At 26.0% G+C, this 22,874-nt stretch carries 17 protein-coding genes and 2 tRNA genes; 17 read left to right on the top strand and 2 right to left on the bottom strand.

What is annotated here, in order from left to right; genetic code table 11:
- The first annotated feature begins 32 nt into the window (after nucleotides 1–32).
- From ACTHUW_RS01580 to ACTHUW_RS01545, 8 genes are all read left to right on the top strand, one after another.
- On the top strand, nucleotides 33–452 hold the full coding sequence (locus ACTHUW_RS01580; protein ID WP_442212342.1) for a MarR family winged helix-turn-helix transcriptional regulator: 420 nt from the start codon (nucleotides 33–35) through the stop codon (nucleotides 450–452).
- 17 nt (nucleotides 453–469) lie between these two features.
- The gene (locus ACTHUW_RS01575) at nucleotides 470–5,764 is read left to right on the top strand and encodes a diguanylate cyclase (RefSeq protein WP_442212340.1); all 5,295 of its coding nucleotides are present in this window, start codon (nucleotides 470–472) and stop codon (nucleotides 5,762–5,764) included.
- Between the two features lie 35 nt (nucleotides 5,765–5,799).
- On the top strand, nucleotides 5,800–6,825 hold the full coding sequence (locus tag ACTHUW_RS01570; RefSeq protein ID WP_442197084.1) for a LacI family DNA-binding transcriptional regulator: 1,026 nt from the start codon (nucleotides 5,800–5,802) through the stop codon (nucleotides 6,823–6,825).
- Between the two features lie 31 nt (nucleotides 6,826–6,856).
- On the top strand, nucleotides 6,857–7,027 hold the full coding sequence (locus ACTHUW_RS01565) for a DUF896 domain-containing protein (protein ID WP_442197085.1): 171 nt from the start codon (nucleotides 6,857–6,859) through the stop codon (nucleotides 7,025–7,027).
- Nucleotides 7,028–7,096: 69 nt separating this feature from the next.
- Entirely contained in the window at nucleotides 7,097–7,552 is a 456-nt protein-coding gene (locus tag ACTHUW_RS01560; RefSeq protein WP_442197086.1) for a chemotaxis protein CheW, read from the top strand.
- A gap of 36 nt (nucleotides 7,553–7,588) precedes the next feature.
- Entirely contained in the window at nucleotides 7,589–8,770 is a 1,182-nt protein-coding gene (locus tag ACTHUW_RS01555) for a sensor histidine kinase (RefSeq protein WP_442197087.1), read from the top strand.
- The gene (locus ACTHUW_RS01550) at nucleotides 8,730–9,389 is read left to right on the top strand and encodes a response regulator (RefSeq protein WP_442198939.1); all 660 of its coding nucleotides are present in this window, start codon (nucleotides 8,730–8,732) and stop codon (nucleotides 9,387–9,389) included. Before ACTHUW_RS01555 ends, ACTHUW_RS01550 begins: the two co-directional genes overlap by 41 nt.
- Before the next feature lie 36 nt (nucleotides 9,390–9,425).
- A complete protein-coding gene (locus ACTHUW_RS01545) occupies nucleotides 9,426–10,853 on the top strand; it encodes an aminopeptidase (RefSeq protein ID WP_442197088.1) in 1,428 nt (475 codons plus the stop codon).
- A gap of 18 nt (nucleotides 10,854–10,871) precedes the next feature.
- Here ACTHUW_RS01545 and ACTHUW_RS01540 read toward each other — a convergent pair whose 3' ends face one another.
- A complete protein-coding gene (locus tag ACTHUW_RS01540; RefSeq protein WP_442197089.1) occupies nucleotides 10,872–11,786 on the bottom strand; it encodes a selenium metabolism-associated LysR family transcriptional regulator in 915 nt (304 codons plus the stop codon).
- Nucleotides 11,787–11,920: 134 nt separating this feature from the next.
- Between ACTHUW_RS01540 and ACTHUW_RS01535 the strand changes: the two genes are divergently transcribed.
- On the top strand, nucleotides 11,921–13,336 hold the full coding sequence (locus ACTHUW_RS01535) for a hypothetical protein (RefSeq protein WP_442197090.1): 1,416 nt from the start codon (nucleotides 11,921–11,923) through the stop codon (nucleotides 13,334–13,336).
- A gap of 58 nt (nucleotides 13,337–13,394) precedes the next feature.
- Here ACTHUW_RS01535 and ACTHUW_RS01530 read toward each other — a convergent pair.
- Nucleotides 13,395–13,481: transfer RNA gene (locus ACTHUW_RS01530), tRNA-Leu, on the bottom strand.
- Between the two features lie 201 nt (nucleotides 13,482–13,682).
- Between ACTHUW_RS01530 and polA the strand changes: the two genes are divergently transcribed.
- The 8 genes from polA (at nucleotide 13,683) to rsxC (ending at nucleotide 22,865) form a co-directional block, all read left to right on the top strand.
- Nucleotides 13,683–16,361 carry a DNA polymerase I gene (polA, locus tag ACTHUW_RS01525; RefSeq protein ID WP_442197091.1) on the top strand — a complete coding sequence of 893 codons (2,679 nt, stop codon included), beginning with the start codon at nucleotides 13,683–13,685 and terminating at the stop codon, nucleotides 16,359–16,361.
- On the top strand, nucleotides 16,348–16,965 hold the full coding sequence (gene coaE, locus ACTHUW_RS01520) for a dephospho-CoA kinase (protein WP_442198940.1): 618 nt from the start codon (nucleotides 16,348–16,350) through the stop codon (nucleotides 16,963–16,965). The genes polA and coaE overlap by 14 nt, the downstream gene beginning before the upstream one ends.
- Nucleotides 16,966–16,988: 23 nt before the next feature.
- Entirely contained in the window at nucleotides 16,989–17,534 is a 546-nt protein-coding gene (locus ACTHUW_RS01515; protein WP_442197093.1) for a lytic transglycosylase domain-containing protein, read from the top strand.
- A gap of 35 nt (nucleotides 17,535–17,569) precedes the next feature.
- Entirely contained in the window at nucleotides 17,570–19,225 is a 1,656-nt protein-coding gene (locus tag ACTHUW_RS01510) for an ABC transporter substrate-binding protein (protein WP_442198941.1), read from the top strand.
- 57 nt (nucleotides 19,226–19,282) lie between these two features.
- Nucleotides 19,283–19,369 (top strand) — tRNA-Leu (locus ACTHUW_RS01505).
- 71 nt (nucleotides 19,370–19,440) lie between these two features.
- Nucleotides 19,441–20,499: a DNA polymerase IV gene (gene dinB / locus ACTHUW_RS01500; RefSeq protein ID WP_442197095.1), complete on the top strand. Its 1,059-nt coding sequence runs from the start codon at nucleotides 19,441–19,443 to the stop codon at nucleotides 20,497–20,499.
- Nucleotides 20,500–20,513: 14 nt separating this feature from the next.
- Nucleotides 20,514–21,302, top strand: coding sequence for an SPOR domain-containing protein (locus ACTHUW_RS01495; protein ID WP_442197096.1), 789 nt, complete (start codon nucleotides 20,514–20,516; stop codon nucleotides 21,300–21,302).
- A 237-nt stretch (nucleotides 21,303–21,539) separates the two neighbouring features.
- On the top strand, nucleotides 21,540–22,865 hold the full coding sequence (gene rsxC, locus ACTHUW_RS01490) for an electron transport complex subunit RsxC (RefSeq protein WP_442197097.1): 1,326 nt from the start codon (nucleotides 21,540–21,542) through the stop codon (nucleotides 22,863–22,865).
- Nucleotides 22,866–22,874 lie beyond the last annotated feature (9 nt).

Here is a 22,874-nt window from a genome sequence, read left to right as displayed (position 1 = left end):
AATTATTATATTATTTAGATTGGAGATTGATTATGGATGTAGTTACTGATATAGAAAAAAGTTTAAGACAAATAGATTATATTATAAGAAAAAAGGGAAGAGAAATATTAAAAGATAGCTATATTACTGCACCTCAATTTATAGCTCTTCAAAGAATAATCTCTAAAGGAAATCTAACAATAGGTGAGTTAAGTAATGAAATGAGCCTAGCTTGTAGTACTATAACTGATCTAATAGATAGAATGGAAAAAAATAACTTAGTGACGAGATTTAAAGATCAAAAGGATAGAAGAGTTGTAAGAATTAAAGTTGAAGATAAGGGAAGTAAAATAGTAGAGGATGTTTTAAATAGAAGAAAGGCTTATCTTTCAGAAGTACTTGAAACATTTAGTACAAAAGAAAAACAAGCACTTTCAGAAAATCTAATTAAATTATATGAAGTAATGAAGTAGATGCTAGGAGGGAAATTATGGAGATAGTAAATAAAAGATATAAAATTCTTAATGTTTATAAAGAAAATAATCGAGAAATTACCTATAAAGCTATAGATTTAATAAACTCAAATAATATAGTATTTCTTAAAATTATAAATGATGTAGAAAAAATAAAAGAACATTTCATTAAAAATTTCATATATTTTTCAACTATAAATAATCAATTTATATTAAAAGACCATAATTTCTCAATTATAAATTCAGTTGATAATAAAGAAGTAAAAGAAAATAAATATTTTTATACAACTGAATTTTTTGATGGAACTACTTTAGTAAATTTCGATAAAAAGATAGATTCCTTAGAAATAATGAAAATATTCAAACAATTATGCAGTATAACAGATTATATATATTATAGGGGTATAAGCAAAGAATACATTCATCCTAACAATATTTTAATAAGTAAGGGAGAAAATATCAATTTTAAAATAAAAGATTTAGCCTCTATTACATTTGATTTAGTTACAAATAAATATAGTACATATTTTGATTTTACAAGAACTCATGAAATGATTAAGAATCCTAACCTTTTACCTAATTATGAATATATTTATACTCTTGGTAATATTTTAGAATATTTGATTAGTGATGATATTTATAACAATCAAGATGTACATAATACTTATGATAAATTAAACTTTATTAAAACTAAATTATTAAGTAATGATATAAATATAATATACAAAGATTTTAAAAGTATTTTAAAAGATATAGGTGATTTTGATGAAACAGAATATAATAATCATCTAAAAGATACAAGAGAAATATTAAATTTTAACAATCCAATAATCGCAAGAGATAATGAAATAAATTATATCATGGAAAACAATAAAAAAATAAAACAAAATAATTCTGAAAAGAAAATTATACTTATAAGTGGAGAAGAAGGATCTGGTAAAACTAGGCTTTTATCTGAAATAGAATATAGACTTGATTTAAAAAATATAGAAACATATAAAGTTAAAATAGTAAAAGACAAGTCTGGAAATCTCATCCCAATAAGTCAAGTATTAAAATCTATGATAAAAAAATACGGGGATACTTTATTAGATAAATATGGACAGGAACTAGTAAAAGTTTTACCAATATTAAAAGATTCATATAATATTTCTTCTTCAGATTCTTTAAGTAAAGAAAAAGAAAAACTAAGGTTATATGATAGAATAACAAATTATATTTTTGAGCTATCAAATAAGCATAAGTATATAATATTTGATAATCTTGAAAATGCTGATGAGGATATCTTTAATATTATAAATTATATGATAAATAATATTAAAGATAAACCTATAACAATAATAATGAGCTATAATCGCAATGATTTAATTAAAAATAAATTAAATCATATAGAAAATTGGAGTTTTAATAAGAGAAGTGCTTCTTTTAAACTATTAAAATTTAATTTAGAAGAAACATCCTTATTAATAAAAAACATCCTAGGTATGAATAAAAAAGCTATGAATTTTTCTACATTTCTCTACAAAGAAACTGATGGAAATCCAAGATATATAGAAGAAATCATAAAAAACCTCTTTGTAAGAAAAGAGCTCTTTATAAATGAAGATGGTGTTTGGGACTATAAAGCTGGAAGTTATTCTAAAATCTATATTCCTACTAATATAACAGAAGTAATAGAAAATCAATTAAGGTTACTACCTCTTTACATATATAATATATTAGAAAATATAGCTATATTTAATACCTCTATTTCTAAAAACATTATAAATAAAATGTCTGAAGAAATTGAGCTTGAATGGGTAGATAGGGTTATGGAGAGATTAGTTTCAATGAAGCTATTAGAAGAAAAGCTTGAAGATTGGGGCTATACTTATAATATTTATAATACTCAAATAAAAAATTATATTTATTATAATTTAAATGAAGAGAATAGAATAAAATTACATAAAAAAGCATCTAATATATTAGAAGAAATATATGAAAAGGAAGATAGAAATAATATAGAAGAGTTAATTTATCATTTAAAGGTGTCCAATCAATATAAAAAAGCAATCTATTATTGTATTAATTTTGCAAAGACTATGCAACAATTAAATATAAACAAACAATCTATAGAAATATGGAAGATGTCTAAAAATTGTTTAAATTATATAGAACCTTCTGAATATAATATTGAAATATATATTAATTTAGCTAAGCTTTATGATGAAGAAGGTGAAAAAAGTAGAGCTATAAGATGTTATAAAAAAGCATTAAATGTGTCATATAATTTAAAAAAATTTGAAACAATTGTTGATATTAAAAATTTATTGAGTGATTTATATAATAGAATCACAGAAAATGACAAAGCTTTAGAAATAGCTCTAAAATCCAAAAAACTTGCTAAAAATATTAACTATGTAGATGGCTTACTAAACTCAGTTATATTACTAAATAAAATAAATTATTATGGTGGCAATAACAATGATGTTTTTAAAAGAAGTTTGAAATATTTAAAGATAGCTATAAAAAACAATAATTATAATAGTGCTGCTGAATTATTTAATCAATTAGGAATCTCAACCTATTTATTAGGAGATTTAGAAGATTCAAAACGATATTATAAAAAAAGTATATCTTATTATGAAAAATCTAAAAACACCTTAGAAATAACCAAACCTATAAACAATCTAGGTCTTATTTATAGCGAACATTACAATGATACAAATAAAGCTATGAGCTATTTTCAAAAGGGATTAAACATATCCAAAAAACATAATTCTATGATTAATATTGCTTATTTTTATGCTAACATATCTGAAGTATATTTGTATGAAAATAAATATGATTTAGCAAAAAAACATACTGAAAGATTACTCGATATTGCATTTGATATTGATGAAAAGTCTTTAGTATCTTCTGCATATCTTAATTTAGCACGTATATATTTAGAAACTGGTGAACTGGATAAATTAAAGGTTTATATGGAAGAATTAAATAAAATCTATGATAAAGGTCTTATTATCATAGATGAAGTTGATAAATATTTAGAGACATCAATGTTGTTTTATTATGTAATAGCTGATTATGAAAAAGTTCTAAAAATAACAAAAGAAATTAAAAATAAATATAAAGGAATTAATGATAAAAACCATATAATAGCAATAACTATGGAAATAATAATAAAGTATATTAAAGATGAAGATTTTGATATTAATGAAGTTTATAATCTAAATAATTATTATAAAATTAATGATTTAAAATTCATTAATAAATATTATTTATTAATCTTTAGTATGAATACTATTTTAAAAGATGATCTTCATATATCTCAGATAATTCTTGAAATATTAGATAAATTTAGAGATAAAAATGATAGCAACTTAGTTAAAAGTATTAAAATAGTACTTGAAAGTAGCTTAAATGATAATTTAGAATTGATTGAAAATGAATACAAAAAAATTCAAAAGCACAAAATGTTTTTTTTAGAAATAATGTATAGTAATATAATTGCAAAAAAATATTTTGAAAGAAAAGAATATAATATTGCTGCTAATTATTATGTTGTTTTTATAGAATCTGTATATAAGTTAATATCAAAATTTAATGAAAAAGATATAAAAATGAATATTTCAAAAAGCTTCCATGTAAATGAAGTTATAAATAGGTTAGATATAATAAAAAAAGTTATAAATGGTCAGCCTGAAAATGTAAAAGAAGATTTTATAGATTATGATTGCTACTTTGATATTGATAAATATCAAAATTTATTTTCAAATGAAAGATTTTTGAAGATTGTATCAAATCAATACAATGATCCTTTAATTATGAATATAAATTGTGTAGGAGATTTAGTATATAATTTAGGGACTAATTATTTGAAAAACATTGATTTGATTATGAGATATGCTATGAAAGAAGTATTAGCAACCAGGGCTATAGTAGGTTTATATGATGAATCAAAAGATGAATTTGATACTATAATGTCAAATGGTATAGAAAAAAATGATGAAGTGAAAAGAAATATAAAAAAATTATTTCAAACTCAAAAAAAAGGTGTTATAAAAACTTTTAAAGATGAAAAATTGCCACAAAACATTACTTCTATGATATTTTTACCTATTTATAGTAGTAAACATCATTCTATAGATGAAATAAAGGAAAGAAGAAATTATAAAAATAATTATAAGAAAATAAAAGGTTACATTTATTTGGATACAGACAAACTATTTAATAAGTTTAATGGTAAAAACTTTTTTGAATTAAAAAAATTAATTAATTTAATAATACTTAATATAGATAATTACTATTTCAAAGTGCTTTCTTCTATAGATAAGCTTACGAATGTATATACTAGAAAATATATGGAAACTGTATATGATGAGCTATACAATAAATGTAGAAAAGAAAATTCAATATTTTCATTATTAATGCTAGATATTGATAGATTTAAAAATGTTAATGATACCTATGGTCATCCAACGGGGGATGTTATACTTTCAAAGATAGGTAATATTTTAAAAGAAAATCTTAGAAATACTGATATAATAGCAAGGTATGGTGGAGAAGAATTTATAGTAATACTTCCATCAACAAGTAAGGAAAATGGATATTTAGTAGCAGAAAAACTAAGGAAGATTATATGTAGTAATAGTCTTTTAAATAATCCAGGTGATATTACAGTTAGTATAGGAGTATCTGCTTATCCTGAAGATGGTCAGTTTAAAGAAGAAATAATAGAAAATGCAGATAAGGCATTGTATAATGCTAAAAGTAATAATAGAAATAATACTGTAATTTGGGATAAGACATTATTAAAGTCAGCAAAAACTATTAATAAATTAGCGGGAATAATTACAGGAGATATAGTTCATGATCATAGGATAGTATTGACAATGACAGAGATAATAGGTTTAGTTAAAGAAGATATGCCCAAAATAGATAAATATTTTCTAATGCTTGGTAGACTTATAGAAACCACAGAGGCAGAAGAAGGTTCGTTAATAGAAGTAAATAATGAAGAAGAAATAAAAAACATTTATACTCGTGAGAGGTTTGTCAATAAATGGGTAGATAATAAAATAAATACAGATCCAATAAAAAATATAATTAAAAGTAAAATGGGTAGATATTTCATAGATTGGGAACAAACTGATGATATAGATACTATAACATTAAATCCAAACTGGAAATCTAATATTATAGTTCCAATGATTTCAAATGGTGAATTAAAAGGTATAATCAAATTATCTGTTCCAATAAAAGAAAAAGAATTTGATTATAATTCATATAATTTTGTAAATATATTATCAAATATTATCCCAGTTTTATAAAAACAATTTTTATAAAAAAATTAGAGGTGATTATTATGGCAGTAACAATAAAAGATGTAGCCAGGCTTTCTGGGGTATCAATATCAACGGTTTCTAGAGTGATAAATGATTCAAAGCCTGTAAGTAAAGAAGTTAAAAGAAAAGTTTTAGAAGTAATTGAAGAAATAGGATATAAACCTAATGAGATAGCAAGGACTTTAGTTACAAAAAAATCATATTTAATAGGAGTTATTGTAACTGATTTAGCAGATTCATATGTTGCAGATATGGTAAGAGGTATAGAAGAAATAGGTAAGATGTATAATTATGATATTTTACTTTGTAGTACCTATGGAGATAAAGAGGCTGAACTTAAATATATTCAGCTTTTAAATAGGAAGCAAGTAGAGGGAATGATACTTATATCTTCTACCATAGATGAAGAAGTAGATAAAGAAATAGACCAATATGATATACCTTTTGTTTATTTAAGTAGATATTCTAAATCAACTAAGTATCCTACAGTAAGCATTGACTATCATTTTGCATCTTATGAAATGACCAAATATCTTATATCTTTAGGTCATAGAAAGATAGGATTTGTGGGTTATTTAGAAGATGAGGATTCTACACAATATGAAAAATTAAATGGATATATTAGAGCTATGGAAGAGACGGGGCTTGATCCTTCTTTTATCTATAAAACTAAGGGATTAAATATACATGAAGGCTATGATGCATTAGATAATTCAGTTTTAGACCATGCTTTAACTGCATTATTTTGTAGTAATGATAAAATTGCCTTAGGAGCTTTAAATTATTGCTATGACAATAAAATAAATACGCCTGAAGATATATCAGTAGTAGGTTTTGGAGATATTCCTATAGCTTCACTTATAAGGCCTAAACTGACCACAATTAAAGAGCCTTTTTATGATATGGGAGCTGTTGCTATAAGAAGAATAATCAAAGATTTATCTAAAGAAGTTAGTGAAGAGAAGCATATAAAACTACCTTATCAAATTCAAAAGAGAGATAGTTCAAAAAAAATTGAGCTTGAAAAATATAAAGATAAGGAATAAACTAAAGGTAAGTTTTTAAAGGAGTGTCTACATGTTATCTAGAGAAAAAATAAAAAGAATAAATGAACTAGCAAAAAAATCAAAAGAATCTAATCTTTCAATCAAAGAAAAAGAAGAACAAAAAAAACTAAGAGAAGAATATTTAAAATCTTTTAGAAAAAACTTTAGGAGTCAGTTAGATTCAATTGAAATAGTGGACTAAGAAAACTCTTAGTCTCTTAATTTATATATAATAAAATATAATATAATATAATCTTATGGGGGTTAATAAATGGCTGAAAAACAATTTGTAATATTTAAGTTAGATGAGGAAGAGTATGGGATAGATATTATTAATGTGAAAGAAATTGGTATATATAAAGAACCTGTAAAGGTACCAAATGCGCCAAACTTCATTGAAGGAATAATTAATTACAGAGGGGAAGTTATCCCTATAGTAAATTTAAAAAAGAGGTTTAACTTAAATAATTTATTAATTAACAAAAATACTAGAGTTATAATAATAAATATAAATGACAAACAAATTGGATTTGTAGTAGATGAAGCATCTCAAACTATAAGATTAGATGAATCTGATATAGAAAAAGCACCAGAATTAGTTACAGGAATAGATTCAAAGTATATTACTTCTGTAGGTAAGAAGGATGATAGATTAATACTAATAATTGATTTAGAAAAAGTATTAACAGATAATGAAAAAGAAAAGATTAATGAACTTCAAATTTAATAAAACTCGTTAGAGGTGGTTTCACTGGAAGAATTATTGACTGGAAAAAAAATAACTGAAATACTTAATAAAACAATAGATTCAATTGAAGAAGGCAAAAGAGAAGTATTTGATATATCTGAAAGCATTAGAACAGAATGTGAAAAGTTAAAAGAACAAATAGAAAATCTGAAAATCACTATAAAAAAAATGATCAAGGATATTGATCAACTAGAAATAAAAGAAAAAAAGGCTAGAAATAAGCTTGCCTTAGTCAGTAAAAACTTTGAAAAATATAGTGAAGCTGATATTAGAAAAGCATATAATATTGCAAATGAATATAGAGTAAGTCTTGTACTTCAAAGAAAAGAAGAAAAAAACCTTATACTTGAAAGAAATAATTTAGAAATTAAATTAAAAAACAATTATATTAATCTTGAAAAAGCAGAAAAGGTAGTCTCTCAAATTGGTGTAGCTTTAAAATATTTAAGTAAAAATTCTGATAAGGTTACAGAAACAGTAGATAATCTAAGTAAAAATCAATTAGTAGGTATTAAAATTATAAAGGCTCAAGAAGAAGAAAGAAGAAGAGTTGCAAGGGATGTACATGATGGGCCAGCACAAACACTTGCAAATGTAATTTTAAAAACAGAGTTAACTGAAAAAATGATAAAAAAAGATCCAATTAAAGCTATAGAAGAATTAAAAGATTTAAAAGTGATTTTAAGATCAAGCTTAAAGGATGTAAGGAAAATAATCTATGATTTAAGACCTATGAGTTTAGATGATTTAGGACTTATACCAACTATAAAAAGGTATGCAGATTTTTTCTATGAAGAGACAGGAATTGAAGTTAATGTAAAAATATTATCTATTGAAGCAAATTTAGATATATATAGAAATCTTACTGTATTTAGAATAATACAAGAATCATTAAATAATATAAAGAAACATTCCCATGCAAAAAGAGTAGTTATTTTAATTGAAGCAAACAAAAAAAGATTTAATCTAGTTATAAAAGATAATGGCAAGGGCTTTGATATGAATGAATTAAATAATAGTGATGAAAGTATGGACAGTGGATATGGAATTATAGGAATAAAGGAAAGAGCTAAATTATTAGATGGAATATTAGAGATAAAATCTGATATATCTAAAGGCACAAAAATCACATTGACATTTCCAATGGAGAGAGAGGATGAATCTCATGAGCAAGGTTTCAATAATGATAGCAGATGATCATTGTTTGATGAGACAAGGATTAAAGCAAATTTTAGAATTGGATGATGAACTTGTAGTTATAGGACAAGCATCTGATGGAAATGAAGCAATAAAAAAGGGGATAGAAAAAGCACCAGATGTTATATTACTTGATATTAATATGCCTAAAATAAATGGAATAGAAGCATTAAGACGTCTAAAAGAATCTGGTATAAAATCAAAAATAATAATATTAACTATACATGATGATAAGGAATATTTAGAGGAAACAATAAAAATAGGTGCAGATGGATATGTACTTAAAGATGCGGATTCAGATACTTTAGTAACAGCCATAAAAGAAGTAAATGATGGTAAAATTTATATTCAACAAAGTCTTACTACTTTACTTATTAAAGGATATAAAACTGAAGATGAATATAATGAAAATCTGAAGAAGGAATCTTTAACAAAAAGAGAATTTGATGTAATAAAGCTTATTGCAGAAGGTTTGAATAATAGAGAAATTGGTGAAAGACTGTGCATAAGTGAAAAAACAGTCAAAAATCATGTTTCAAACATATTTAAAAAATTAAATGTTACAGATAGGATACAAGCTGCTATATTTGCATTTAAAAATAATATAAAAAGAATTTAGATCAAAAATAAAGTAATATAAAATGGAGGAGTTAAAATGGCAGAAAAGACAAAAGGAAAACAGTTACAAGAAAAATTAACACATAAGTGGGAGAATGTGTGGGAAAACATTAATGAAGGTGAAAATGAAACTATATTTAACTTTAATGATGACTATAAAGAATTTTTAGATATAGCTAAAACAGAAAGACTTGCAACTGATGAGATTATAAGAATAGCTGAAAAAAATGGATATGAAAATTTAGACAAGCTTATAGAAAAGAATCAAAAATTAAAGCCAGGACAAAAAATTTATGCTAATAATAAAAATAAATCTGTAGTTATGTATGTAATTGGTAGTTCTGATATTAAAAAGGGAATGAATATAATAGGCTCTCATTTAGATGCTCCTAGAATAGATTTAAAACAATTCCCCCTATATGAAGATTCAGAACTAGCAATGCTTAAAACACATTATTATGGTGGAATAAAGAAATATCAATGGGTAGCTCTACCCCTTGCCTTGCATGGAGTAGTTGTAAAGAGTAATGGGGAAAAAATGAATATATCTATAGGAGAAGATGAAAATGACCCTATATTTATGATATCAGATTTGTTACCTCATTTGGCAAAAGACCAAATGGCTAAAAAATTAGCTGAAGGAATAACAGGTGAAGGACTTAATATTATCATAGGAAGTATTCCATATAATGAAAAGGATTTAAGTGATAAAATTAAATTAAATATCCTAAAGATATTAAATGAAAAATATGATATTACAGAAGAAGATTTCACAACAGCAGAATTCCAAGCAGTACCTGCTGGCAAAGCTCGTGATTTAGGAATAGATAGAAGTCTTATAGCAGCATATGGACAAGATGATAGAGTTTGTGCATACACTTCCTTGCGTGCTATTTTAGATATAGATAGCCCTAAGAAAACAGCTGTTGCGTTATTTGCAGATAAAGAAGAGATAGGAAGTGTAGGTAATACAGGAATGGATTCTTTATTCTTTGAAAACATTACATCTGAAGTAATATCTCTAATAACAGAAAACTATAGCGAATTATTAGTTAAAAGAGCATTATTAAATTCAAAAGTTCTATCAGCAGATGTGGCTGCAGCTTTTGATCCAAATTTTCCAGAAGTATTAGATAAGAAAAATGCATCTTTTATGGGTAAAGGTATAACATTAGTTAAATATACAGGTGCACGTGGAAAAGGTGGAAGTAATGATGCAAATGCAGAATATATATCTGAGATAAGAAATATATTTAATAAAAATAATATCATTTGGCAAATGGGAGAGCTTGGAAAAGTAGATCAAGGTGGTGGAGGTACTATCGCCTACATGTTATCAAAATATGGTATGGAAGTAGTAGATTGTGGAGTACCAGTACTAAGTATGCATGCTCCTTATGAAATAGTAAGTAAGGCAGATGTATATATGACTTATAAAGGATATAATTCTTTTTATAAAGCTTAAAAACACGAAAAATATGGACTAAAAGTCCATATTTTTCGTGTTTTTTATCCAATTAAATATAAAATCTTTAAAAGCATTTTCTAATGGCGATAAATTTCTTTTTATATAATAAACAAAATAAAACTTTCTTTTTAAATTTAAATCTTTTATATTATAATATTTTATTGTATTTCTTTTAACTTCTTCTTTAATAGCAAGCTTTGACATAAAACTCACGCCTAAATCTAGTTCTACAAGTTTTTTTATACTCTCATTACTATCACTACTTGCAAAAACATTAAATTCATCCAAATCCAATTTTATATCAGCTAAAGATCTTTCCAAGAATAGACGGGAACCAGATCCTTCTTTTCTTATTATCAACTTTTCATTTATAATGTTTTTTATCAGTAAATCATTATCATTTGATAGATGCTTATCTTTTGATGAAATTAAAACTAACTCATCTTCTATAAGTTCAATATATTCCAGGTTCTTATCATGATATTTAGCTCCTACAATTCCAAAATTAATATTATTATTTAAAATATCTTTCATTACATCTTTAGAGTTATCACGCATCATTTCAATTGTTACATTTGGGTAAACTGAAATAAAATCTTTTAATAAATAAGGAAGTATGTATAACTTAGGAATGGTACTTGAAGATATTAAAAGATTTCCTTCAATTTTTCCCTTATATTCTCCAAGCTTAAAGTATGCTGTATCTTTTAAATTAATAATTTCAACTGCATAGTCATAAAGTATACGACCTGCATTGGTATAAGTTATAGATTTATTTGATCTGTTTAATAAAGGGCTACCAATTTCTTTTTCTAAATTTTGAATATGGTTTGTAACTGTAGGTTGGGTTAAATATAAATTATTTGCTGCTTTAGAAAAACTTTTAGAATTTATCACTTCAACAAAAGTCTCTAACTGTCTAAAATCCAAAAAATCACCACTCTCTATTTATAAATATATTTTAATATTATTCTAACATTCTTTATTTGTCAATCATAAGCACTCACAAAGTTTCTTTGACTGCATAGACTAAAATAAAGTAAAGTTTGTTAGGAGGAATGTTTATGTTAGTAAGTTTAAACTCGCTTCATTGGATATATCTTATATTCATACTACTTATAATAGGTGTTATGATAAGAAAAAGAGATACAACGCTTGTATGTATTCTTGGAATACTTATTTTAGGAGTTGTAGCTACAAAATCTTTACCACTTGCTGTTACAGGAGTTTTTAACAGTTTAATATATGCTATTACAGAACTATTAGGGACAATACTTATAATATCAATTATCTATGGGATGAGTAAAGTTTTAGAAGCTACAGGAATAAATGAGGTTATGATATCACCCTTTACTAGATTTATCAAAACTCCAACTTTAGCATATTGGATAATAGGGATACTTATGATGGTAATATCGTGGTTCTTTTGGCCTTCACCTGCCGTAGCCCTAATGGGTGCTGTATTGTTACCAGTTGCTGTAAGGGTAGGATTGCCAGCTATAGGCGTTGCTGTAGCAATGAATTTATTTGGTCATGGTATAGCCCTATCAAGTGATTTTATAATTCAAGGAGCACCTAAACTAACATCAGAATCAGCAGGATTGCCTGTAGGTGATGTTATATCTGCAAGTATTCCCCTTGTAATTACAATGGGAGTTGTTACTACTATAATAGCATTTATATCATTAAAGAAAGATATGAAATCAGGCAAGATCAAAGTACAAGAAAATGATACAAATATAGCACTTTTTTCTAATGAAGAAGAAACTGAAGGTGATATTGTTAAGACAAGATTATCTAATAAAACTAAAAAAACATTTGCTATAATCATTCCAATATTGTTTATTTTAGATTTATTTATAATGATAAGATTAAATCTTCAAGGAGGAGATGCAACAGCACTAGTAGGAGGAACTGCTGTATTTATACTCATACTAATTTCTATGTTCACCTATAAAAATAAAGGAATGGAGCAAATAACTGAATTTCTTATCACTGGCTTTAAATTTGGATTTCAGATTTTTGGGCCAGTAATTCCTATAGCAGCATTTTTTTATATGGGAGATATGGGTTTTGTATCTGTATTTGGGGAAGTTCTACCTGAAATGTCTGAAGGGCTTGTAAATGATTTAGGTGTAGCACTTGCTCATGCTGTACCTTTAAATGATTTCGTAGGAGCAATAACATTAACTAGTGTAGGTACTATAACAGGTTTGGATGGTTCTGGATTTTCAGGAATATCCCTAGTGGGTCCTATTGCAAGATTATTTTCTACAGCTATAGGTGGTGGGGTAGCTACATTAACTGCTCTTGGTCAAGTGGCAGCCATTTGGGTTGGTGGAGGAACAATAGTACCATGGGCAGTAATACCGGCAGCAGCTATATGTGGAGTTGATCCATTTGAACTTGCAAGGAGAAATTTAAAACCAGTTATAATAGGACTGATAGTCACAACTATAGTAGCCATGTTTATAATATAATAAAAGCCCTGAACTAAGAAGTTTATAATCTTAGTTCAGAGCTTTTATTTATGTGTTTTGGTGCTGAAGGTGGGACTTGAACCCACACTGGTTTAACCCAACCGGATTTTGAATCCGGCGTGTCTGCCAATTCCACCACTCCAGCATATTTTAAATTAAGAACAAGATAAATAATATCATAAATATTAATTAAAAGTCAAGTTTAAATTTAAATAGCAAAGTAAAGAATATTAGATAAATAAAAGGGTAATAAGTAAATCGGAATATATAACTTGTTTACTATAGCTTAGTTTTAATATATACTTCTAATTAGATTGCTTTTAAAAGATGCAAAGGAGCTGTTAATTTGAAAAATAAAAGAATGGTATTAATAGATGGAAATAGTTTGTTACATAGAGCTTATCATGCCTTGCCACCACTTACCAACAAAGAAGGTTTATTTACAAATGGAGTATATGGCTTCATGACAATGTTATATAAAATCTTAGAGGATTATAAACCTGATTATATATCAGTAGCATTTGATAAAAAAGGACCTACCTTTAGACATAATGAATATAAAGAATATAAGGCAGGGAGAAAAAAGACCCCTGATGATTTAAGGATGCAATTTCCTATGTTAAAAGAAATACTAGATAATATGAATATTCATAGAGTAGAGATTGATGGATACGAAGCTGATGATATAGTAGGAACTCTTGCCAAACATTGTAGTTCTAAAGAAATGGATGTCATAGTAGTTACAGGTGATAAGGATTACTTACAATTAGTAGATGAAAATATAAAGGTTTTAATTACAAAAAAAGGTATGACAAATTTAGAATCTTATGATGTAGATGCTATGATTGATAGATATAGTCTAACACCTACAGAATTTATAGATTTAAAAGGGCTTATGGGAGATAAATCAGATAATATACCAGGAGTACCAGGAGTAGGAGAAAAAACAGGTATAAAGTTACTAAAACAATATAAATCTATAGAAAATATATATGAAAACATAGATGAGGTTTCAGGAAAAAAATTAAAGGAAAGATTAATAGAAAATAGAAATCAAGCTTTCATGAGTAAAATGCTAGCAAAGATTATAACTGATGTACCTATAGATATGGATTTAGAAAAAATGAAAAAGGAAGAAGCAAATCAAGATGAACTTTTGAAATTATATACAAAATTTGAATTTAATTCATTTTTAAATAAATTTGATAAGTCAACCATAAAAGATTCTAAGGAAAATTTAGAATTAAACATAAGAAGCTTAAAAACTAAAGAAGAACTTGAAGAAAAGATAAAAGAAATTAAAGAAGATGATGATTTTATATTTAAATTTGCAGTTGATGGTGATAATAATTTAAAGGATAATATTCTAGGAATAGGATTTAAATACAATGAAAAAGAGTCATTTTATATTTCATTTAATGATGAAGATGATTTAGAGGAAAAATTAAATATATTAGCACCTATATTTCAAAATGAAAAAATAAATAAGATAGGGCATGATATAAAAGAAGATTTATTAGTTTTATTTAGATATAATATTCCAATATACAACATTTCCTTTGATTCATTTATAGCAGCATATCTAATAGAAGCATCCCAAAAAGATTATTCTCTAAAAACTCTTGCAGATGAATATTTGAATGTTCATATAGAAAATGAAGAAGATTTACTTGGCAAGGGTAAGAAAAAGAAATCTTTAAGTGATACAAGTACAGAAGAATTAACTAAATATATATCATCTAATTTAAAAGTAATATATCTATTAAAAGATAAATTACTTGAAAAAATAATAGAATATGATATGAAAGACCTATTAGAAGATATAGAAATGCCCCTTACAAAAGTACTTGCAGATATGCAATATGAAGGATTTAAAATAGATATAGAAAAATTAAATGAATTAGGCAATGAGTTTGAAGAACAAATTAATAATTTGACAGATGAAATTTATAAATTAAGTGGAGAAGAATTTAATATAAATTCACCTAAACAATTAGGAGTAGTATTGTTTGATAAGTTAGAGCTTCCAGTTATAAAAAAGACTAAAACAGGATATTCAACTAATGCTGAGGTTTTAGATAAATTATTAGGCAAGCATGAAATAATAGAAAAATTACTTGAATATAGACAAATAGTAAAAATTAAATCTACTTATATAGATGGACTTATTCCATTGATAGATAAAGATACCAATAAAGTGCATTCTAGTTTCAATCAAACCATTACAACTACAGGTAGAATAAGTAGCACAAATCCTAATTTACAAAACATACCTATAAAAACTGAAGAAGGTCGTAAAATTAGAAAGGTTTTTGTAGCAGAAAATAAAGAACATAAATTAGTGGATGCTGATTATTCACAAATAGAGCTCAGAGTACTTGCTCATATTTCTGGAGATGAAAAATTAATAGAAGCATTTGAAAATAAAGATGATATTCATGCAAAAACAGCATCTGAAGTTTTTGAAGTGGAAAGAGAAGATGTGACCCCACTTATGAGAAATAGGGCTAAGGCTGTTAATTTTGGTATAGTTTATGGTATAAGTGATTATGGACTTTCTAGAGATTTAAATATTCCAAGGAAAGAATCAAAAAAATATATTGATAATTATCTTAAAAATTATAGTTTTGTAAAGCAATATATGGATGATATAATAGATATTGCAAAGGAAAAAGGGTATGTAAAAACATTATTAAATAGAAGAAGATTTATACCAGAAATAACATCAAGAAATTATAATGTAAGATCATTTGGTGAAAGAACTGCTATGAATACTCCAATTCAAGGAACAGCGGCTGATATCATAAAAATAGCTATGATAAATGTATATAAAGAACTTAAAAATAGAAAACTTAAGTCAAAGCTTATACTTCAAATTCATGATGAGTTAATTATAGAAACCTTCATAGATGAATTAGATGAAGTAAAGGACTTGCTTAAAAATTTAATGGAAAATGCAATTAAATTAAAAGTTCCTTTAACTGTAGATATGCAAGAAGGAGATAGTTGGTATGAAACAAAATGATATTAAAATAATAGGATTAACTGGTGGAATTGCAACAGGTAAATCTACTGTCAGTAATATGCTAAAGGAATGTAGGTATATAGTAATAGACGCAGATGAAATAGCAAGAGTTGTAGTGGAAAAAAATAAGCCAGCATATAATGATATTTTAAATTTATTTGGTAAAGATATATTAAATGATACGTGTGAGATAGATAGGGCAAAGTTAGGACAAATAATTTTTAATGATGAAAATTTAAGAGATAAATTAAATGATATAGTCCATCCAAGAATATATGAAAAAATTAAAGAAGAAATAAAAACCTATAAAAACCAAGGTGAAAATATAATCTTTATAGACATACCTCTTTTAATAGAAATAAAAGAAAAGCTAAGTAAAGAAGATATTGTTTTTGATGAAATCTGGTTAGTATATCTAGATAAAAAAAATCAAGTAAAAAGATTGATTCAAAGGAATAACTATTTGAAAAAAGAAGCTAATATAAGAATAAATTCTCAAATGGATATAGAGGAAAAAATTAAATATTGTGATAGAATAATAGATAATTCTAAGGACATTAAAAACACAAAAAAACAATTGATAAAAGAATTAAAAAACATTTAATTAGAAAGTAGGTGATGATATATTTGAAAAAAAGAATATTTTTTTATGGTATTTTATTCATCTTAATACTACTTTTATTAAATGTGAAAAACATAGGAAGATTTATATATCCTTTGGAGTATAAGGAATATATAGTTTTGAATTCAGATTTAAATGATATAGATCCAAATTTAGTAGCAGCTATAATAAATGTTGAAAGCAATTTTAATAAAGAGGCAGTATCTAAAAAAAATGCAATAGGTCTTATGCAAATATTACCTGAAACTGGCAAATGGATTGCAGAGACTAATAATATGATAGAATTTGAAGAATATATGTTATATGATGCATCTACAAATGTGAAATTAGGTTCATGGTATATTAAAAACTTGGTGGATCAATTTGATAGCCTAGATTTGGCACTTGCAGCATATAATGGTGGGAGTGGTAATGTAGAAAAATGGCTTAAAGACAAAAAATATAGTGAAGATGGTCTCAAATTAGATTCTATTCCTTTTAAAGAAACAGAAGAATATGTAAAAAAGGTAAAGAATCAGAGAAATATATACGAATTTTTATATGATTTATAAAAAAAGAAACTATATAATATTAGGAGGAAGTTAAGTTGATAAAACAAAAAATTAAAATATTGGGTGTTATCTTGCTTGTAAGTCTTATTTTTACAGCATGTACAAGCGGTGGAAATGATAGTGAAAAGGTAGAAGATGAAGAGAAATATGAAAAAGCTTACGGTGGAGAGATGAATCTACCTATAGAAACTGTAGAAAACATGAATCCTCTATTAAGTGAAAATGAAAGTTTATATAGCTTTTATGATTTAATATATGAGGGATTATTTAGATTTAAAGATGATCATGATATGGAAAATGTACTTGCAAAAGATTATAAAATAGAAAATGAAGGTAGAACAATAAATATAAAATTAAGAGATAATGTAAAATGGCATGATGGAGAAGATTTTACATCTAAAGATGTTAAATTTACCATAGATTTATTAAGACATGCTTTTAAGACTAAAGAATATAGAGATATATTATCTAAATATGATAAGTTTATAAAGCCTGAGGATATAGAGCATATATATAGTGTAAATATAGTTGATGAAAAAAATATAACTATTGATTTTGATAGAAGTTTTAGTAATTCCCTTGAAACTTTAGCTTTTCCAATATTTCCTGCACATCTATTTATAGATGAGGAAGAAAATATTTTATATGATACTGCCCTAGAAAATACAAAAGATTTTAAGCCAATTGGTAGTGGGGCTTATAAATTTGTGAGTTATGAAGAAGGTAAAAAAATAAACCTAGAATCAAATGATAATTGGTGGAATGAAGACAAGCCATATATTAAGAATATATCAGGGATTATGTTAAAGGCAGATGAATTTAAGAATGCATTAGATAAGGGTGATATTGATGTATTAGAAACTACATTTAAATCCTTTGATGATTTCAAAAAAGATAAAGATGTAAGGATTCGTGAATATGCTAGTAATGATTTTGATTTTTTAGGATTTAATTTTAAAAATGATAAATTCAAAGGAAAAGATGGAAAAGCTATAAGACAGGCAATTGCTCATGCTATTGATAGAGATAAAATAATAAAAGATGTATATAATGAAGATGCTACAAAAGCTAGCCTTCCTTTATTAAATAATTCATATTTATTAAATGAAAATGCTGATATGTATGAGTATGATGTTAAAGAAGCTAAAAAAATATTGAAAAAAGCAGATATTAAAGATCTTAAATTCAAATTAATGACTAACTCTAATGATAAGTATAGAGAAAAAACTGCAGATATGATAATAAAAGATTTAAATGAAATAGGAATAGAAGTTGAAAAAAGTTATGAAGATGATTTAGATTCTATGATATCTAAGATGGAAAAAGGAGATTTTGATATAGCATTATTAGGATTAGAATTATCTGAAAGTGTTGATTTAACTTTTGCCTTTCATTCTGATAATATAGAAAATGGATCAAATTTCATATCTTATTCAAACAAAGAGATGGATAAGTTGTTAGTTGAAGCATTTAGTGCAAAAGATAGAAAAGTAAAGAAGGATAAATATAAGGAAGTTCAAGATATATTATTAGAAGATTTACCATATGTAGGGTTGTTTTTTACAAACAATGCTTTAATTATGGATGAAAGAATAAAGGGAGATATAAAGCCTTTAGAGTATGGATTATATAATAATATAGAAAAATGGTTCATACCAGAAGAATTGCAAAAGGGTGCAAAAGAAGAATAAATAAACTTGACAAATGATAGTATTTAGAGTTAAAATATACAAGTAATCTAAATACTAGCCGTGGTGGTGGAATTGGCAGACACGCTACCTTGAGGGGGTAGTGGTCTTATGACCGTGCGGGTTCGACTCCCGCCCTTGGCACCAAATATATTAGAAAAAGACAGAGATTAATCTCTGTCTTTTTCTAATATATTAAATTATGGGGGGATAATCAAATGAATAATATATTACATATTGATATGGATGCTTTTTATGCCTCAATAGAACAAAGAGATAATAAAAATCTTAGAGGAAAACCTGTAGCAGTAGGTGGAAGTCCTGATGGGAGAGGAGTGGTATGTGCAGCTAGTTATGAAGCTAGAAAATATGGCATTAAATCTGCAATGAGTTCTAAAAAAGCACAGATGCTTTGTAAAAATCTAATTTTTGTAGATACACATAAAGAAAAATATAAAAAGGCATCAGATCATATAAGAAATATATTTAGAAGATATTCAGATAATATTGAGCCTCTATCTTTAGATGAAGCATATTTAGAAATAAAGTCCCATGATCCTTTAAATATTGCAAAATCTATAAGAAGAGATATAAAAAAGGAATTAGATTTAACCTGTTCTGTAGGGATATCTTTTAATAAATTTTTAGCAAAATTGGCTTCGGATATAAACAAACCTAATGGTATAACTATAATTAATAAAGATAATGCTTTGGATATTTTAAGGCCTATGCCAATAAGAAAACTTTGGGGGGTAGGTCCAAAAACCGAGAAAGTTCTTCATAGTATGGGAATATATACAATTTATGATATTCAAAACTATGATAAAGATACTTTAATATACAAGTTGGGTAAAAAAGGTAATGAATTAATGTTATTTTCAAAAGGAATAGATAATAGAAAGGTAGATGGAAACACTCTTGCCCAATCTATAAGTGAAGAAAATACTTTTTCATATGATATAGATGATATAGATTATATTCATCAAAAAATAGATGAATATTCCTTAGATATTTATAATAGTATTATTAAGAGAGCTTATAAATATAAAACAATAACTATTAAGTTAAAATACAATGATTTTTCAATTGAAACTAGATCAATAACTTTAGAAAATGCTACAGATAGCCTAGAAACACTCAAATTAACTTCACATTTTATATTAAAAAACAAATTTAAAATAAATAAAAAGGTGAGGTTATTAGGGCTAGGAGTTTCTAATTTTATATATCCAAATGATCCAGTACAAATCATGCTTAACTTAGATAATTATTTTTAAAGGAGAGGGAATATATGAGAAGGTATAGGAGGAGTTATAGAAAAAAAGGTAGAAAGCCTAAGGACAAGCTGATTTTCATATTACTTTTTGGTATAATATCTCCAGTAGTAGCTATCACATTAGGTTTTTTTTTAGTGCAATATATAATTTATCCACAATTTATTAATAATGATTATAAACCATCAACTGTGATAGAGGAAAGAGACAAAAAAAAGGATGAATCTCAATTAAAAATATTTAATATACAAAGTGGAAGCTTTGATGATCTTTCTAATGCAAATGCTTTTAAAGACTCCTTAAATGCAAAGCAAATCCCTGCTTATGTAGTAAAATTAGATAATTATAAAGTTTTTTCAGGTACATTTTCACAAAAGAAAGATGCAGAAGAATTTAAAGTCTATTTAGAGGAAAATATAGATGAAACTTTTTTACATGAAAATATAATAAAAGAAAATAAAAACTTTAATGATGAATTTAAAAAAGAAGAATTAAAAGAAATTAATGATTTGATAGATAAATATAATGAAATTAATCTATCTGAAACTTCAACTTGGAAGAAAGCATTAATTTCAAAAGAAAGTAAAGATATTAAAAATATTATCAATAAAAACAATGAAAAATTAGATGAGATTCATAAATCCATTAAAAAAGAAAGTGAAATCATGAAAAAGATGAATCTAATATTAGATTCACGCAAGAAAATAGCTGAAGAACTTAAGAAAGAGAATATTATTAGCTCTTATTCAAATTACACTAAAAATTTAATATCATATATTAATATCATAAGAGATAAAACTGATTAAAGATATTTATAAGCAAAATACTAGAAGAAAATATAACAAATATAAAATATAATTAATACAATAAAATATTGTTAAACTTGTTTAAAGAATGTTATAATGAATTTGGAATAATTATATATTGTATACAAAGTTATGATATAATATTAGCCGAGGTTAATATTATAAGTTACTTTTTTATCAAAGGAAGAATTTGTATGCAAAACTATTTTAATAAAATATTAATAAGAGGTGAATTAAATGAATTTAAAATCTCATACTTTTAAAGGAGGTATACATCCTCCTCATCATAAAAAAGCTACTGAAAATTTAGCTATAGAAAGAGCAAGAGATCCTAAAATGGTATTTATACCAATGCATCAGCATATAGGAGCACCTTGTGAACCAATAGTTAAGGTAGGAGATATGGTTAAAGTAGGACAAAAAATTGGAGAGGCTAAAGCTTTTGTATCTGCTCCAATACATTCTAGTATTTCAGGTAAGGTGAAAAAAATCCAAAAATTAGAAACACCTACAGGTAATGCTACTACAATAGTTATAGAATCAGATGAAAAGAATGAAATTCATGAATCTGTTAAAGCAAAAGGAAATATTGATGATTTAACAAAGGAAGAAATTGTAGGAATTATAAAGGAAGCAGGTATTACAGGAATGGGTGGGGCAGGATTTCCTACGCATGTAAAATTATCTCCACCACCTGAGAAAAATGTCGATACTGTAATTTTAAATGGAGCAGAATGTGAGCCATATTTAACAGCTGATCATAGATTGATGCTAGAACAACCTGAAATAATTATACAAGGTTTAAAAGCTATAATGAAGGCAGTAGATGTTAAGAAGGGATATATAGGTATTGAAAACAATAAACCTGATGCTATTGAAATAATGTTAGATGCAGCTAAGAATGAAAAAGATATAGAAGTTATTTCTGTAGAAACAAAATATCCCCAAGGTGATGAAAAAAGATTAATAAATGCAATAACAGGACGAGTTGTTCCATCTGGAGGATTACCTATGGATGTAGGAGTGGTAGTAAACAATACAGGTACTGCTCATGCTATAGGAAATGCTATATTAAATGGTATGCCTTTAATTGAAAGAGTAGCAACTATTACTGGAAGTGGTATAAATAATCCTAAAAATTTAATTATTAAAATAGGTACCCAGTTTAAAGACTTGATAGAAGAATGTGGTGGATTTAAGGACCAAGTAGGTAAGGTTATAATGGGAGGCCCAATGATGGGACTTGCTCAATTTTCTATTGAAGTCCCAGCAATAAAAGGAACTTCTGGAATACTTGTTTTAGATGAAAAAGAAGCAAAATTGCCAGATCCAGATCCTTGTATAAGATGTGCAAAATGTGTAGATATATGCCCTGTAGGTTTACAACCTTTATTTATAAGTAAGTTATCTCTAAAGAGAATGTATGATGAAGCAGCTAGCTATGATGCACTAAGCTGTATTGAATGTGGATCATGTTCTTTTATATGTCCTTCAAAGAGACCATTACTTCAATCCATAAGGGTAGCTAAAAGAGAAATTATATCTAACAGTAGAAAAAATTAATTAAATAGG

Origin of the sequence: Senegalia sp. (in: firmicutes) (assembly GCF_052088025.1) — a bacterium.
Classification (GTDB): Bacteria; Bacillota; Clostridia; order Tissierellales; family SIT17; genus Anaeromonas.
The sequence above is the reverse complement of the archived record's forward strand: the minus strand, read 5'-3'. Positions and strand labels throughout refer to the sequence as shown.

Coding starts and splice junctions, on each gene's coding strand:
- ACTHUW_RS01570 (WP_442197084.1), top strand. CDS start 5,800: ATGGCAGTAACAATAAAAGATGTAGCCAGGCTTTCTGGGGTATCAATA.
- ACTHUW_RS01545 (WP_442197088.1), top strand. CDS start 9,426: ATGGCAGAAAAGACAAAAGGAAAACAGTTACAAGAAAAATTAACACAT.
- rsxC (WP_442197097.1), top strand. CDS start 21,540: ATGAATTTAAAATCTCATACTTTTAAAGGAGGTATACATCCTCCTCAT.
- ACTHUW_RS01580 (WP_442212342.1), top strand. CDS start 33: ATGGATGTAGTTACTGATATAGAAAAAAGTTTAAGACAAATAGATTAT.
- ACTHUW_RS01535 (WP_442197090.1), top strand. CDS start 11,921: ATGTTAGTAAGTTTAAACTCGCTTCATTGGATATATCTTATATTCATA.
- coaE (WP_442198940.1), top strand. CDS start 16,348: ATGAAACAAAATGATATTAAAATAATAGGATTAACTGGTGGAATTGCA.
- ACTHUW_RS01575 (WP_442212340.1), top strand. CDS start 470: ATGGAGATAGTAAATAAAAGATATAAAATTCTTAATGTTTATAAAGAA.
- ACTHUW_RS01495 (WP_442197096.1), top strand. CDS start 20,514: ATGAGAAGGTATAGGAGGAGTTATAGAAAAAAAGGTAGAAAGCCTAAG.
- ACTHUW_RS01550 (WP_442198939.1), top strand. CDS start 8,730: ATGAATCTCATGAGCAAGGTTTCAATAATGATAGCAGATGATCATTGT.
- ACTHUW_RS01565 (WP_442197085.1), top strand. CDS start 6,857: ATGTTATCTAGAGAAAAAATAAAAAGAATAAATGAACTAGCAAAAAAA.
- ACTHUW_RS01560 (WP_442197086.1), top strand. CDS start 7,097: ATGGCTGAAAAACAATTTGTAATATTTAAGTTAGATGAGGAAGAGTAT.
- dinB (WP_442197095.1), top strand. CDS start 19,441: ATGAATAATATATTACATATTGATATGGATGCTTTTTATGCCTCAATA.